The sequence below is a fragment of the Pseudomonas sp. Root401 genome (assembly GCF_001425105.1).
Lineage (GTDB): Bacteria > Pseudomonadota > Gammaproteobacteria > Pseudomonadales > Pseudomonadaceae > Aquipseudomonas > Aquipseudomonas brassicacearum.
In genome coordinates this window covers 55,508-68,417 of sequence record NZ_LMDO01000016.1, presented here as the reverse complement: position 1 = coordinate 68,417, position 12,910 = coordinate 55,508, and the positions used below count along the sequence as shown (strand labels likewise).

The 12,910-nt window shown below is 59.0% G+C and carries 12 protein-coding genes; 3 read left to right on the top strand and 9 right to left on the bottom strand.

Annotated features, from left to right (window positions below; genetic code table 11):
• Position 1: 1 nt before the first annotated feature.
• Positions 2 to 442: a hotdog fold domain-containing protein gene (locus ASC85_RS15015; RefSeq protein ID WP_057450073.1), complete on the top strand. Its 441-nt coding sequence runs from the start codon at positions 2 to 4 to the stop codon at positions 440 to 442.
• 13 nt (positions 443 to 455) lie between these two features.
• Here the strand turns inward: ASC85_RS15015 and ASC85_RS15010 are convergent, their stop codons facing one another.
• From ASC85_RS15010 to choW, 6 genes are all read right to left on the bottom strand, one after another.
• Positions 456 to 1,370: a LysR substrate-binding domain-containing protein gene (locus ASC85_RS15010; RefSeq protein WP_057450071.1), complete on the bottom strand. Its 915-nt coding sequence runs from the start codon at positions 1,368 to 1,370 to the stop codon at positions 456 to 458.
• Positions 1,371 to 1,457: 87 nt separating this feature from the next.
• Positions 1,458 to 2,594 carry a hybrid-cluster NAD(P)-dependent oxidoreductase gene (locus ASC85_RS15005; RefSeq protein WP_057450111.1) on the bottom strand — a complete coding sequence of 379 codons (1,137 nt, stop codon included), beginning with the start codon at positions 2,592 to 2,594 and terminating at the stop codon, positions 1,458 to 1,460.
• A gap of 9 nt (positions 2,595 to 2,603) precedes the next feature.
• Entirely contained in the window at positions 2,604 to 3,860 is a 1,257-nt protein-coding gene (locus ASC85_RS15000; protein WP_057450069.1) for an aromatic ring-hydroxylating oxygenase subunit alpha, read from the bottom strand.
• Between the two features lie 139 nt (positions 3,861 to 3,999).
• Positions 4,000 to 4,938: a LysR substrate-binding domain-containing protein gene (locus ASC85_RS14995; RefSeq protein ID WP_057450067.1), complete on the bottom strand. Its 939-nt coding sequence runs from the start codon at positions 4,936 to 4,938 to the stop codon at positions 4,000 to 4,002.
• A gap of 30 nt (positions 4,939 to 4,968) precedes the next feature.
• Complete coding sequence (gene choV / locus ASC85_RS14990; protein ID WP_057450065.1) at positions 4,969 to 6,192, bottom strand: choline ABC transporter ATP-binding protein; 1,224 nt, start codon at positions 6,190 to 6,192, stop codon at positions 4,969 to 4,971.
• On the bottom strand, positions 6,189 to 7,037 hold the full coding sequence (gene choW / locus ASC85_RS14985) for a choline ABC transporter permease subunit (RefSeq protein WP_057450063.1): 849 nt from the start codon (positions 7,035 to 7,037) through the stop codon (positions 6,189 to 6,191). Before choW ends, choV begins: the two co-directional genes overlap by 4 nt.
• A 456-nt stretch (positions 7,038 to 7,493) precedes the next feature.
• On the opposite strand from choW, the gene ASC85_RS14980 reads away from it, so the two are divergent.
• Entirely contained in the window at positions 7,494 to 8,198 is a 705-nt protein-coding gene (locus ASC85_RS14980; protein ID WP_057450062.1) for a TetR/AcrR family transcriptional regulator, read from the top strand.
• Positions 8,188 to 8,973, top strand: a complete 786-nt coding sequence (locus ASC85_RS14975) for a pyrroline-5-carboxylate reductase family protein (protein ID WP_057450060.1) — start codon at positions 8,188 to 8,190, stop codon at positions 8,971 to 8,973. The genes ASC85_RS14980 and ASC85_RS14975 overlap by 11 nt, the downstream gene beginning before the upstream one ends.
• A gap of 254 nt (positions 8,974 to 9,227) precedes the next feature.
• On the opposite strand, the gene ASC85_RS14970 is transcribed toward ASC85_RS14975, so the two are convergent.
• Genes ASC85_RS14970 through ASC85_RS14960 form a run of 3 tightly spaced genes read right to left on the bottom strand, consistent with a single transcriptional unit; the run spans position 9,228 to position 12,875 of the window.
• On the bottom strand, positions 9,228 to 9,611 hold the full coding sequence (locus ASC85_RS14970; protein WP_057450057.1) for a VOC family protein: 384 nt from the start codon (positions 9,609 to 9,611) through the stop codon (positions 9,228 to 9,230).
• Positions 9,612 to 9,654: 43 nt separating this feature from the next.
• Positions 9,655 to 10,779 carry an S-(hydroxymethyl)glutathione dehydrogenase/class III alcohol dehydrogenase gene (locus ASC85_RS14965; RefSeq protein ID WP_014337635.1) on the bottom strand — a complete coding sequence of 375 codons (1,125 nt, stop codon included), beginning with the start codon at positions 10,777 to 10,779 and terminating at the stop codon, positions 9,655 to 9,657.
• Between the two features lie 59 nt (positions 10,780 to 10,838).
• Complete coding sequence (locus ASC85_RS14960; protein ID WP_057450056.1) at positions 10,839 to 12,875, bottom strand: NADH:flavin oxidoreductase; 2,037 nt, start codon at positions 12,873 to 12,875, stop codon at positions 10,839 to 10,841.
• Positions 12,876 to 12,910: the final 35 nt, after the last annotated feature.

The window sequence follows — 12,910 nt, the reverse complement described above, 5'->3', positions numbered from 1 at the left end:
CATGAGCCAGACTCTCAGCATGTACCAAAGCGTTGGCCCGTCCGCTTTCAGCAATATGGCCTGCCAGATGGCACCGTATTTCGGCACCATCACCCCGGAAATTTCTGTGTTGACCCCCGGTCGCGGTGAAGTGAAGGTGCCGTTTCGCAAGGAGATCACCAATCACCTGGCGTCCGTTCACGCGATCGCGTTGTGCAACGCGGCAGAACTGGCGGGCGGCATGATGACCGAGGTGTCCATCCCCAGCGGCGCGCGCTGGATTCCCAAAGGCATGACCGTCGAGTACTTGGCCAAGGCCAAGACCTCCATCCATGCGATTGCCGACGGTAGTGACATCGACTGGCAGACTTCGGGCGACAAGATTGTCCCGGTCGAGATCTTCGACGAGGCTGGGGTGAAGGTCTTCACGGCGCGCATCACCATGAATGTGAAAGTCGGCTAGGTCGCCAGGCCCATCAAACGTCGTCCGTCTCCGCCAGATGCGCCATCAGCCACTGGCGGAAACGGTTGACGCTTTGTCTGTTCGGCGCTCGGCCTTGGGGTTCCAGCAGGCAGAACTGCGCATCGGTGCGCAGGATGGCTTGCGTCGGCCGCACCAGGTTGCCGGTTTGCAAGTGATTGCTGAGCAGGCCCGACCAGGCCAAGGCAATTCCCTGGCCTGCCAGTGCCGACTGGATCAACATGGAGTAGCTGTTGATGTTGATGCGCCGCCGAGGTTCTGGCGCCTGGTAGCCAAGGCGTTGGAACCATTCCTTCCAGCCAATCCAGTCGCGGTGCTGGTCTTCAAGCCATAACCAGGTGCATCCACCCAACTGCTCCAGCGTCTCGATCCCTGGATGCTGCGTCAGATAGGCAGGGCTGCATACCGGGAAAATCTCTTCGTTGAACAACGGCGTGACTTTCATGTTTTTTGGCGGCGTGCTGCAGTAATACAGCGCCAGGTCACAGTCCAGCCGGGAAAAGTCGCTGACTTGATCCGTCGCGATAATGCGCAGATCAATCTCTTCATTCTGGCGCTGGAACTCCGATACAAGCGGCAGCAGCCACAATGAGGCCATCGCCGTACTGGTGACGACAGTGACCTGCTGCGCGCCTTGCCAATGGCGCATTCCCGCGGTGGCCTGGGCGATTTGCTGCAACGTATCGCGGATGCTCTCGTAATACTGGCTACCCGAGACAGTGAGGTTGATTTCCCGCGTCGTGCGGGTGAACAGCGCCGTGCCCAAATAATCTTCGAGCAAGCGTATCTGGCGGCTGATGGCGCCTTGGGTGACGTTCAGTTCGCGTGCCGCCACGGTGAAGCTCAAGTGGCGGGCGGCGGCCTCGAATGCCACCAGGCTGTTGAGGGGCGGCAAGGGTTGCAGTTTCATCAGGCTGGGCCACTGTCTTATTAGGGTAAGCGCACGGAGATTGTGCAGAAGCCAGTGTGCAGTGACTACCTTATTCGCGATGCAAGGCTAAAGATCCAGGACCAGGTCAGAAGTGGGCTTGCTGCAGCACAGCAGACGCAGGCCTTTGTCGATTTCCCGTTGCCGGATACCGCCGTTGTGATTCATCTCGACCGTACCCTGTAGCAGGGCGGTCTTGCAGGTGCCGCAAACGCCCTGGCTGCAGGAGGAGGGCACGATTGCCCCGGCCTTTTTTGCGGCGCTCAGCACGGTCTGATTGCCCGGCATGCTGAACGTCTTCCCCGAGCGCGACAAGGTTACCGTGAACACCTCCTGCTGATCGAGGGAAGGGGTTTGCTCGAGCAACGGTTCCTCGTTCAGCGCGGTGATGTCGAAGCTTTCCTGATGATAGTGGGCGAAATCGAACGCCGCTTCCCTGAGCAGCGACTTGACCGCTTCCATGTAGCCCTGGGGACCGCAGGTAAAGATTTCCCGTTCCTTGTAGTCCGGCACTTGCTGGCTCAGCAACGGCAAATCGAGCCGGCCTATCGGTTGCTGCCATTGAGCGGTGTCGCCAAGTCCTTCGCACACACTGATGACCCGCAGTCCCGGCATGGCGGCCTGCATGCGCGTCAATTCTGCGTGGAAGATGATATCTGTGGGGGTACGCGCGCTGTGCACGAAAACGATGTCGAGATTGCCGGCCATGTCGCAGGCGGCCCGGGTCATCGACATCAAGGGCGTCACACCCGAGCCGGCCGACAGGTACAACAACTTGGTCGCAGGATGGCCGACCGGTGTAAAGCTGCCCGCGGGGCCGGAAGCCTTGAGGTTGCCTCCCGGCTTGAGGTTGTCATGCAGCCAGTTCGACACCGCTCCCCCAGGTACGCGCTTGACGGTAATGGAAAACGCAAAGGGCCGGGTCGGGGAGGACGACAGGGTGTAGCAACGAAAGAGGGTCTGCCCGCCAATGACCGGCGAGATCGTGATGAATTGACCGGGCTCGAAACTCAGCGCGCTGAAGTCCGCACAGCGAAAAATGAAGGTTTTTACGTCATGTGTTTCCTGGCGCACAGCGCAGCACTGCAGGTTTTTTTGTTCACCGCTGTGCCACTGCGAGCCGAACGTGCTCCAGGTTGTCGGGTCGGTAAACCGTTGGACTGCATGGGGGCTGGCAGGGCGCATCAGGTTTTCGTAAGTCGTCATGTTCATTCCTCACACGCCATGGGCGGTCAGACGCGCCGCGTACCAGCGCGAGAACTGGTCGACATAGGTTTCGGTAAAGGCCGAGAACGGCCCGGGCGTGTAGGCGGGATCCTGAGTGCCGCTGTGGGTGATGCCGACGAGGTTGGCGTCCTGCAGGTTGGTCGCCGCCCAGACTTCGGTCAGCTTATCCACCTGGTAGTCGACGCCTTCGACGGCATCGGCATGGACCAGCCATTTGGTGCGCACGAGGGTTTTATCGGGTGCCAGCGGGATGATGTAGGAGACCACGGCGTGATCGCTCATGACATGGGTCCAGGAGTTGTGCGTCCAAAGATGCACGTCGCCCAAGTCGCGACGGGTGAGGTCGCCAAACAGCCGGGTGCACGCCACGCGGGTGTCCAGGGTCTGGGATTCCCCATTGCCGGCAATGGCCAGTCGCTGCGAGCGGAATTGGGTCACGGCGTCTTCACCCAGGTGTTCGACGGCATCGCAGACATAGCCTTCGCGCTCCCAGTTGGCCTTGGTGTCGGCATTGCGGCGGTGATATTCGGCCAGTGCCTGAAGTGAATCCTCGCCCAGCCCATCGGTGCAGAAACCGAAATCTTCGGGCAGGAAAGACGCGGTCAATTCCGGGTGGGTGGCGGCGCAGTGATAACACTCGCGGTTATTCTCGATCACCAGTTTCCAATTGCCGTTCTCGATGATTTCCGATTCGTGGGCGATCTTTGAGTGGGCAATATCGTATTGGGCGAAACGCGGCGTCATGACCTGGTCAAGGTACAGGATGTCTTCTGGTGGTTCGTCGCCCAGGCAGACGAAGACATGGGTGCCGATGACCCGGGTGTGCACAGGGATCAGGCTTTTGCATTTAGGGTCGAAGTCCTTGCCCATGTGTGCCGCATGTTTCAGGCTGCCATCCAGGTCGTAGCTCCACTGGTGGTAGGGGCAGACCAGCATGCCCACCGTCGACTTGCCGGCCTGTTTCAAGCGAGCCCCGCGGTGACGGCAGACATTGCGAAACGCCTGCACATGCTCGTCATCGTCGCGCACCAGGAGGATGGATGACTTGCCGATATCAAGGGTGGAAACATCGCCGGGTTCGGGGACGTCGCTGGTGACACCCACCAGAATCCAATGTTTGGTGAAGAAGACATCGACGTCGGTTTCAAAAATATCCTGGCGACCAAACAAACCGCCTGGCATGCCATGACCGGGCGTACGGTCGGCCAGGAGTTCACGATGGGTCTTCACGGCATTAATAGTCATTATGGGTCTCGCTCAAACTCAAAGTTGATCAGGCGGCAAGTACAGTTTGGAAAGGTGCAATAAGACCGTCAACGCGCTTTATATTCACGCTCGCATAACTTTGCGTTATGCGTGAAAGTTGAATTTAATTTGTTGATTATCAGTGAGTTAGATAACTGTCGTCGCGTAGCCAATCGACCAGTGCCTGGGTCATGGGCTCAAGTTTTCGACCGCTTGGAATTACCAGGTAATAAGCGTCTTTTGGCTTGACCACGTAGGGCGTGATTCTGATCAGTTCGCCACTGTTGAGGCGGTGCGCGATCAGCCGACTCCATCCCAGTGCAATACCGTGGCCTTGAATGGCCGCCTGGATCGCATCGTTGTAGGAACTGCAGCGAAATGAATAATTGAGCTTGGGGCGCATATCGCCCAGTTCCCGGCACCAACGGTTCCAGGTCATCCAGCCTTCAAGGGTGGAATCGGAGTCAATCAGCGCCGTGTCCAGAAAATCGGTAATGGATGAAGGTGCCGGGTTGGCGGCGAGCCAGGCCGGCGAGCAAACGGGGAACACTTCTTCATCGAACAGGAAAACCGAACTGCCATCCTCCCATTTTCCATTACCGAAACGGATGGCCAGGTCGACGTCATCCCGATAAGAACTTGGCGAGACCTGCTGCGTCATCAGGCGCAATTTCAACTTCGGTTGCAGGGTGCGCAGAGCGATCAATCTGGGGAGTATTCTCAAGTGAGAAAACGCCTCCGTGCAGGCGATGGTGATCTCCTGTTCGCCAATGCCCTCGGCAATTTTGTCGAAGACACTGGCCATGCGATGAATGGACTCGGCGACGACCAGATGCAGGACATAGCCTTCGTGAGTCAACTTGATCGCCCGATGAAGTCGATGGAACAGCTTGGTCCCCAGGGTATCTTCCAACAACCGGATTTGCTTGCTGACGGCCGCCTGGGTCACGCCCAGTTCTTGGGCGGCCAGGGTGAAACTGGCCAGCCGCGCCACGGCTTCGAATTCCAGCAACGCCGTCATCGACGGTATCAACCGCCGATAGCCCTTGACCTTTTTATCGATATCGCTGGGTTGCATAGGTGTGTTCCGACGTCGTTGCCTGGTGAATCAAGCCACCGAAGATTCTCTTGCAGGTTCAGAAGGTGCGGGCTGTGACAGGTTGTGCCCCAGCAGTGCCCGATACAGTTCACCGTCGCCCAATATGCCCAGGACTGTACCGGCCTCGTCCTGCACGATCAGTGGATGGCCCGTTTCGTAGCGAATCTGCAGGGCGTCGCGCATGGTGGTCGTCGACGGCACGCAAGTGGGCTGTCGAGCCAAGGTCTCGATTTTCTCGATCGGATTCCATGATTGGACATGTGCGGTTGTGGCGCCTTTTCGAGCGCTGGCCAAATGACGCTGCGGGTTCACCACCATCCACAGGTTCTGAGCTGTATCCAGGCAGTATTCGTCGCGGGCAAAAACGCACTGGTCCAGCGGGGTCATCAAGCTTTTCGCACACAGCACATTCAACGGGTTGGTGTGGGCGACGAAGTTACGCACGTAGTCGTCGGCCGGGTTCAGCACGATCTCTTCGGGCTTGCTGTACTGGATGATCTTGCCGTCTTTCATGATGGCGATGCGCGTGCCCAGCTTCAGGGCTTCGTCCAGGTCATGGCTGACGAAGACGATGGTCTTGTGCAATTTGCGCTGCAGATCGAGCAACTCATCTTGCAGACCCTGGCGGATCAGCGGGTCGAGGGCGGAGAAGGGTTCGTCCATCAGCAGGATGTCGGCGTCCATCGCCAGGGCGCGGGCCAGGCCGACCCGTTGCTGCATGCCGCCGGACAACTCGTCGGGCTTCTTGTTACGCCATTGAGTCAGGCCCACCAGTTCGAGTTTTTCATCCACCAGCTTGCGCCGTTCTTTCTCAGGACGGCCCTGCATTTCCAGACCGAAGCTGATGTTCTCGCGCACCGTCAGCCAAGGCATCAGGGCGAACTTCTGGAACACCATGGCGATGCGCTGGGTGCGCATCATCTTCAGTTCGGCGGGGGTGCAGGAGGCGATGTCGATCTGACGGCCTTCGTGTTCGACGAACAGCTTGCCGCGGCTGACGGTGTTCAAGCCGTTGATGCAGCGCAGCAGGCTGGATTTACCGGAGCCGGACAGGCCCATCAGTACGCAGATCTCGCCTTTGTTGATCTCCAGGTTGGCTTTTTCCACGCCGACGATCAAACCGGTTTTCTGAAGAATCTCCGGACGGGAAAAGCCTTGGTCGAGTAGATCCAGGGCGGGTTTCGGACGGGTAGAGAAGATGACGTCAACGTCTTCAAAACGGATGATGCTCATGCGTCACCTCTTTTCAGGGTTTCACGTTGCTTGCAGATGCGGTCGAGCGTGATCGCCAGCAGCACGATCGCCAGGCCCGCTTCAAAACCCATCGAGATATCGGCGGTGTTCAGCGCATTGACCACCGGCTTGCCAAGCCCGTCGGCACCGACGAGGGCGGCGATCACCACCATGGAAAGCGACAGCATGATGCACTGGGTGATGCCGGCGGCGATGCTGGGCATGGCGTGGGGCAATTCGATGCGCGCCAACAACTGGCGGCGCGAACAGCCAAAGGCCTTGCCGGCATCCATCAACTCTTCGGGCACGTCACAGATGCCCAGGTAGGTCAGGCGAATAGGGGCGGCGATGGCGAATACCACGGTGGATATCAGGCCTGGGACCACACCCAGGCCGAAGAGCGTCAGGGTAGGAATCAGATAGACGAAGGTGGGCACGGTCTGCATCAGGTCGAGGACTGGTCGCAAGACCGCATAGAACCAGGGGCGATGTGCCGCGACGATGCCCAGCGGTACGCCGATGACCACGCAGACGAGCGTGGCGAAGGTCACTTGGGCGAGGGTCTCCATGGTCTCCTGCCAGTAGCCGAGATTGAATATCAGCAGGAACGAGAGGGCCACGAAGAGGGTGAGGCTCACCTTGCGTTGGATGTAATAGGCAAGCAGGACAAATACAGCGATCAACACCAAGGGGTTGAACCAAAGGAGCGCGCTGGTCAATGCGGTAATGACGCCAGACAAGGACAACGATATGGCGTCGAAAATACCTGCGCCATGTTGAGTCAACCATTCGACATACCGGGCGATGTATTCGCCCAGTGGAAGTTTCTCTTGTGTAATCCACATATCACTAATCCGGCTGATGGAAAGAAACAGCACGCCAGCAACCGCCCGGGCGCAGCTCCGTGTGCCAGGTTCCAGGCAACACAAAACGACTGCGCGAGGCGTCGCGTGAGCAGTTATCGAAGTTTGGGCAGGGGATGAGTAACGGAAGACGCGTGTATCAAAGCCAGTCGCCCCGGCATTCTTTGGCCGGGTGTCGAAGGTCTTTCAGAGGTGTGCACTGCAAGATTCATGTTGGCGGCTCGTTGTTGTTTTGGTTTGGAGTCCGTTGCCTGTGGGAGATAGTTATCCAGGTGCTTTTTGCTGACAAACCATTTTATGTCAGTGTCTCATGAGTTTTTATCATTAATTATTCACCACTTCTCAGGCGAAAAAGTCAATCAAATGTACTCATGTGTACATTCGACGGTCATCCGAGTACATTCGCGTTACGCATTGTTTTAAAGAAGGTAAGAAAAGATGCCCCAGGTAGGGAAGGCACGCGGCAAGGCTCAGGACGCAGGCTGGCGGGGCTCGCCGGAGGGTTGGCTGGAAGCGGCCTACGAGGTCCTGAAGGAATCGGGCATCGATGCGGTTCGGGTCATGCCGCTGGCCAAGCGCCTGGGCTTGTCACGCACCAGCTTCTACTGGTTCTTCGAGGATCGCGAGCAACTGCTGGCGGCGTTGCTGTCGCGTTGGCGAGAGACGAATACGGGGGGCTTGATCCGGCAATGTGAAAGCTATGCCGAAAGCATCTCCGAGGCGATCCTGAATGTGTTCGAGTGCTGGCTCAACCCGCAATTGTTCGACTCGCAGTTCGAGTTTGCCGTGCGCAGCTGGGCGCTGCAGTCCGCTGAAGTGGCCCAAGAGGTCGCTGCGGTAGACGAGCAGCGAATGAACGCCCTGGCGAACATGTTCAAGCGCTTTGGTTATGACAGCCAGGGAGCTGATACCCGGGCCCGAACGATTTATCTGACTCAAATCGGCTATATCACCATGAATACGAGTGAGCTGATTACCGTGCGTTTCCAGCGCATTCCTCATTACGTGAGCATCTTCACCGGCAAAATCCCCAAGCAGCGTGAGCTGGACCGTTTCTATGGGAAGTTCGGCTATGCCGAAAAAGAACCTGGTGTCTTTGTCCCCTTGACGGACACGTTCGAAGGCAACAGCGATGATCAATGAGACCGTGGGGATCATTGGCGGAACCGGCTGGCTGGGCGGCGCGATTGCCAAGGCGGTCTTGGCGAAGGGACTGGTGCCGTCGGGAAACCTGATCATTTCCAATCGTTCGGGAAACCATCCGCTGGTCCAACAAGGTGCCAGCCTGGTTACGGACAACCAGGACCTGGTGGATCGCAGCGACGTCGTGATCATCGCGGTTCGCCCCGAGCAGTTCGCCAGCTTGAACATCAATGCGACGGGCAAAACCGTGATCTCCTTGATGGCCGGCATCACGGCACAGGCAATTGCTACACAGAGCATGTCGTCGGCAGTCGTACGGGCGATGCCCAATGCGGCGGTGGAAATCGAGCAGTCCTTTACGCCCTGGTATTGTTCGGGCGGGGTAGAGGCGACGACGAAAATCCTGGTGCAGCGCTTGTTTGAATGTGTGGGCACCGCTGCTGAAGTCCAGGCAGAGGACTTCATTGATTACCTCTCTGCACTCTCAGGCACCGGCCCGGCCTTTCCGGCCTTGTTGATGACGGCGCTGGCCAATCAGGCGATGCTGGCCGGTATACCTGGTGATATCGCGCAGCTTGCCGCGAAAAATGTCGTGGTCAACAGCAGCCAACTGCTGGCGAGCCGTGATGCCCAGCAGATGATCGACACCTTGGTGGCCTACCGGGGCGTAACAGCCGCCGCTTTGCAGGCGATGACCCAGGGGCATTTCGAAGAGCAGATTGGAAGGGCGTTGCAGGCAGGTGCCGCGGTTGCCCGCACGGGGCTTCAAGCCTGATAAAACGATCGGGGGCGGGTAACGGTCACCACCGCATCGCGAGCAGGCTCGCTCCCACATTTGATCTTCAGCGGACACAACATCCATGCCCAACACAAACCCTTTGTGGGAGCGGGCTTGCTCGCGAAGAGGCCAGCACATCCAACATATTCATTGACTGTGACACCGCTTTCGCGAGCAACCCCACCCCCAGATAAAAAACGGCACTCCTCCAAAAACGAAAGGCGCCGTTTTCCTCAAGCCAACCTAAAATCCTATTCAGCCTTGAAGCAATACACCGCCAGCTTGTTCCCATCCAGATCCCGAGCATAAGCCGCATAGGCGCTGTCCGCCCAACCGCGCGGCCCAGGCAGGCCTTCACATACGCCACCGTTCGCCAATGCAGCGGTATGGAACGCCAGAACCGCAGCACGGTTCGGTGCCTCGAAGCTCACCGTAACACCGTTACCAATGGTCGCCGGACTGCCATTGGCCGGGTTGAGTACAAAGAACGAAGGCTTATCGACGCCCCAGATGGAACCGGCATCGCTGAGATCGGCAACACGCTTGAGGCCGATTTCCTTCAAGGTGGCGTCATAGAACGCACGTGCTTTTGCCAGGTTGTTGGTGCCGACGGTGACATGGGTAAAAACAGACATCTTGGTTTCCTTTCTATGGGGTAGTTGGACGATCGACCGACACTCAGAAATGAATGACGGTGCGAATGCTTTGCCCTGTGTGCATCAACTCGAAGGCGTCGTTGATCTTGTCCAGGGGCATGTTGTGGGTGATGAAGGTTTCCAGCGGGATTTCCCCCCGGCTGGCCTTCTCTACATAACTGGGCAGTTCGGTGCGGCCCTTCACGCCGCCGAAGGCACTGCCGCGCCATACGCGACCAGTGACGAGCTGGAACGGGCGGGTGCTGATTTCCTGGCCGGCACCGGCCACACCGATGATGATCGACTCGCCCCAACCCTTGTGGCAGCACTCCAGCGCCGCGCGCATCAGTTGCACATTGCCGACGCATTCGAAGGAGTAATCCACGCCACCGTCGGTGAGTTCGACGATCACGTCCTGGATGGGGCGGTCATCGTCCTTGGGGTTGATGAAGTCCGTTGCGCCCAATGACAGGGCAACGTCGCGCTTGGCTGGATTGATGTCGATGGCCAGGATGCGCCCGGCATTGGCCATTTTTGCGCCGATGATCGCGGCCAGGCCGATACCGCCCAACCCGAAGATCGCCACGCTGGCACCCGCTTCGACTTTTGCCGTGTTGAGTACCGCGCCAATCCCCGTGGTCACTCCGCAGCCGAGCAGGCAAACCTGATCCAGCGGCGCGTCTTTTGAAATCTTCGCCAGGGAAATTTCCGGCAGCACCGTGTATTCGGAAAAAGTCGAGCAGCCCATGTAATGGAACAGCGGCTGGCCTTCATAGGAAAAACGCGAGGTGCCATCGGGCATCAAGCCTTTGCCCTGGGTGGCCCTGACGGCCTGGCAGAGGTTCGTCTTGCCCGAGAGGCAGAATTTGCATTGCCGACATTCAGCGGTGTAGAGCGGGATCACGTGGTCGCCGACTTGCAGCGACGTCACGCCTTCGCCGATGGACTCGACGACACCGCCGCCCTCATGCCCCAGCACCGTGGGGAAAATGCCTTCGGGATCGCTGCCCGAAAGGGTGAAAGCGTCGGTATGGCAAACGCCAGTGGCGATGATGCGAACCCGGACTTCACCGGCCTTGGGCGGCGCTACATCGATGGTGACCAACCGCAACGGTTCATTGGGCGCGAATGCGACCGCAGCCCTTGATTTCAAGGTCTGTGCTGACATGTAAGAGCCTCGTGTCGAATAGGAAAAATGGCCCCTGATCCAGGATCAGGGGCGTGACTTCAGATGTCCTTGACCAGCCGCAGCGCATCGTAGATGGCCGCGTGGGTATTACGCGCCGACACCGCGTCGCCGATCCGGAACAGCTGGAAACGACCCTGCGGGTTGGTCACGATATTCTGGGTTTTGCCGGCGATCAGGTCGTGCTGTTCCACCGCGCCGTTATTGCTCGAATGCGGGCGCAGTTCGAAGTACAAATCGTCCAGGGGCAGGGTGCCGTGGTTGACCACCACCTGATCGACCACGCGCTGCTTGTGCACCTGGCCGTAATCGCTGCCGAAGTTGGCCACCAACTGACCGTCGCGCTTCTCCACGGAGTCGACCCGATAGGTGACCGTGAAGGTGACGTTCAGGTCTTGCAGGCTGCGCATGTAAGGCACCAGGTTCATTGCCATCACCTCCGGTGCAAACGACCGGTCCGGCGTGACGATCTCCAGTTTCGCACCGCTGTTGGCGATGACCTCGGCCGCCTGCAACGCCGCATGGTCGCCGGCATCGTCGAAGATCAGCACGTTCTGGCCGGGCTTGACGTCGCCGGAAATGATGTCCCAGGTCGACACCACCAGTTCATTGCCGTGCTTGAGTACCTCGGTATGGGGCAAACCGCCGGTGGCGACGATCACCACGTCCGGCGCCTCGGCCATGACGGTCTCGGCTTCGGCCCAGGTGTTGAACTGGAACTTCACGCCCAGCCGTTCGCATTGCGCCATGCGCCAGTCGATGATGCTGATCATCTCGCGGCGACGCTCGCTCTGCGCGGTCAAGCGGATCTGTCCACCGGGCTGATCCGCCACTTCGAACACCGTGACGTCGTGGCCACGTTCCCCGGCCACCCGTGCCGCCTCCAGGCCCGCCGGGCCGGTGCCGATCACCACCACCTTGCGCTTGACCGACGCCTTGGGGATTTCGTGGGGCATGGTGGTTTCGCGGCCAGTGGCGGCGTTGTGGATGCAATACGCAGCTCCGCCCTGATAGATGCGGTCCAGGCAATAGTTGGCGCCGACGCAGGGACGGATTTCTTCTTCGCGCTTTTCGATGATCTTGCGCACGATGTGCGGGTCGGTCATGTGCGCCCGGGTCATGCCGATCATGTCCACCTTGCCGGAGGCGATGGCGTGTCGCGCCGTGGCGACGTCCGGGATCTTGGCCGCATGGAACGTCGGGAAACCGGTGGCTGAACGAATCTCGCCGGCAAAATCCAGGTGTGGCGAGTTGCGCATGCCCTGGATCGGAATCACGTCGGTGAGGCCGGCATCGGTATCGATGTGCCCGCGAACGACGTTGAGGAAGTCCACCAGCCCACTGTCCTTGAGCATGTGGGAGATCTGCAGGCCATCGCTGGCACCGAAGCCGCCGGGCAGGTCTTCGTCACCGGTGTAGCGCACCCCGAGCAGGAAATCCTCGCCACAACGCTGGCGAATGCCGCGTAACACATCAAAAGTGAAGCGCATCCGGTTTTCCAGCGAACCACCGTAGGGGCCATCGAGATCGTTGGTCAGTGGCGACCAGAACTGATCCATGAGGTGCCCGTAGGCCTGCAATTCCAACCCATCAAGACCGGCGGCCTTCATGCGTTCGGCGGCGTCCACGTAATCCTTGATGATCCGGTCGATGTCCCATTCTTCCATCTTTTTCGGGAAGGCCCGGTGGGACGCTTCGCGACGATGGGAAGGCGATACGACTGGGAGCCAGTCGGCCTTGTCCCAGCGTGTGCGCCGTCCCAGGTGGGTCAGCTGGATCATCACCGCCGCGCCGTGTTCGTGGCATTCGTCAGTCAGGTCCTTCATCCATTTGACCACTTCGTCCTTGTACGCCAGCACGTTGTTGAACACCGGCGGGCTGTCCCGGGAAACGGCGGCGGAGCCCGCCGTCATGGTCAGCGCCACACCGGCCTTGGCGCGTTCGACGTGGTAGGCGCGGTACAGATCCTTCGGCATGCCGTCGACAGGATAAGCGGGCTCATGGGAGGTAGTCATGATCCGGTTTTTGAGGGTCAGGTGTTTGATCTTATAGGGCTGCAGCAGAGGATCGCTGGACATGGTGTTGCGCTCCGGGAACAGAACATCAGGCTTGG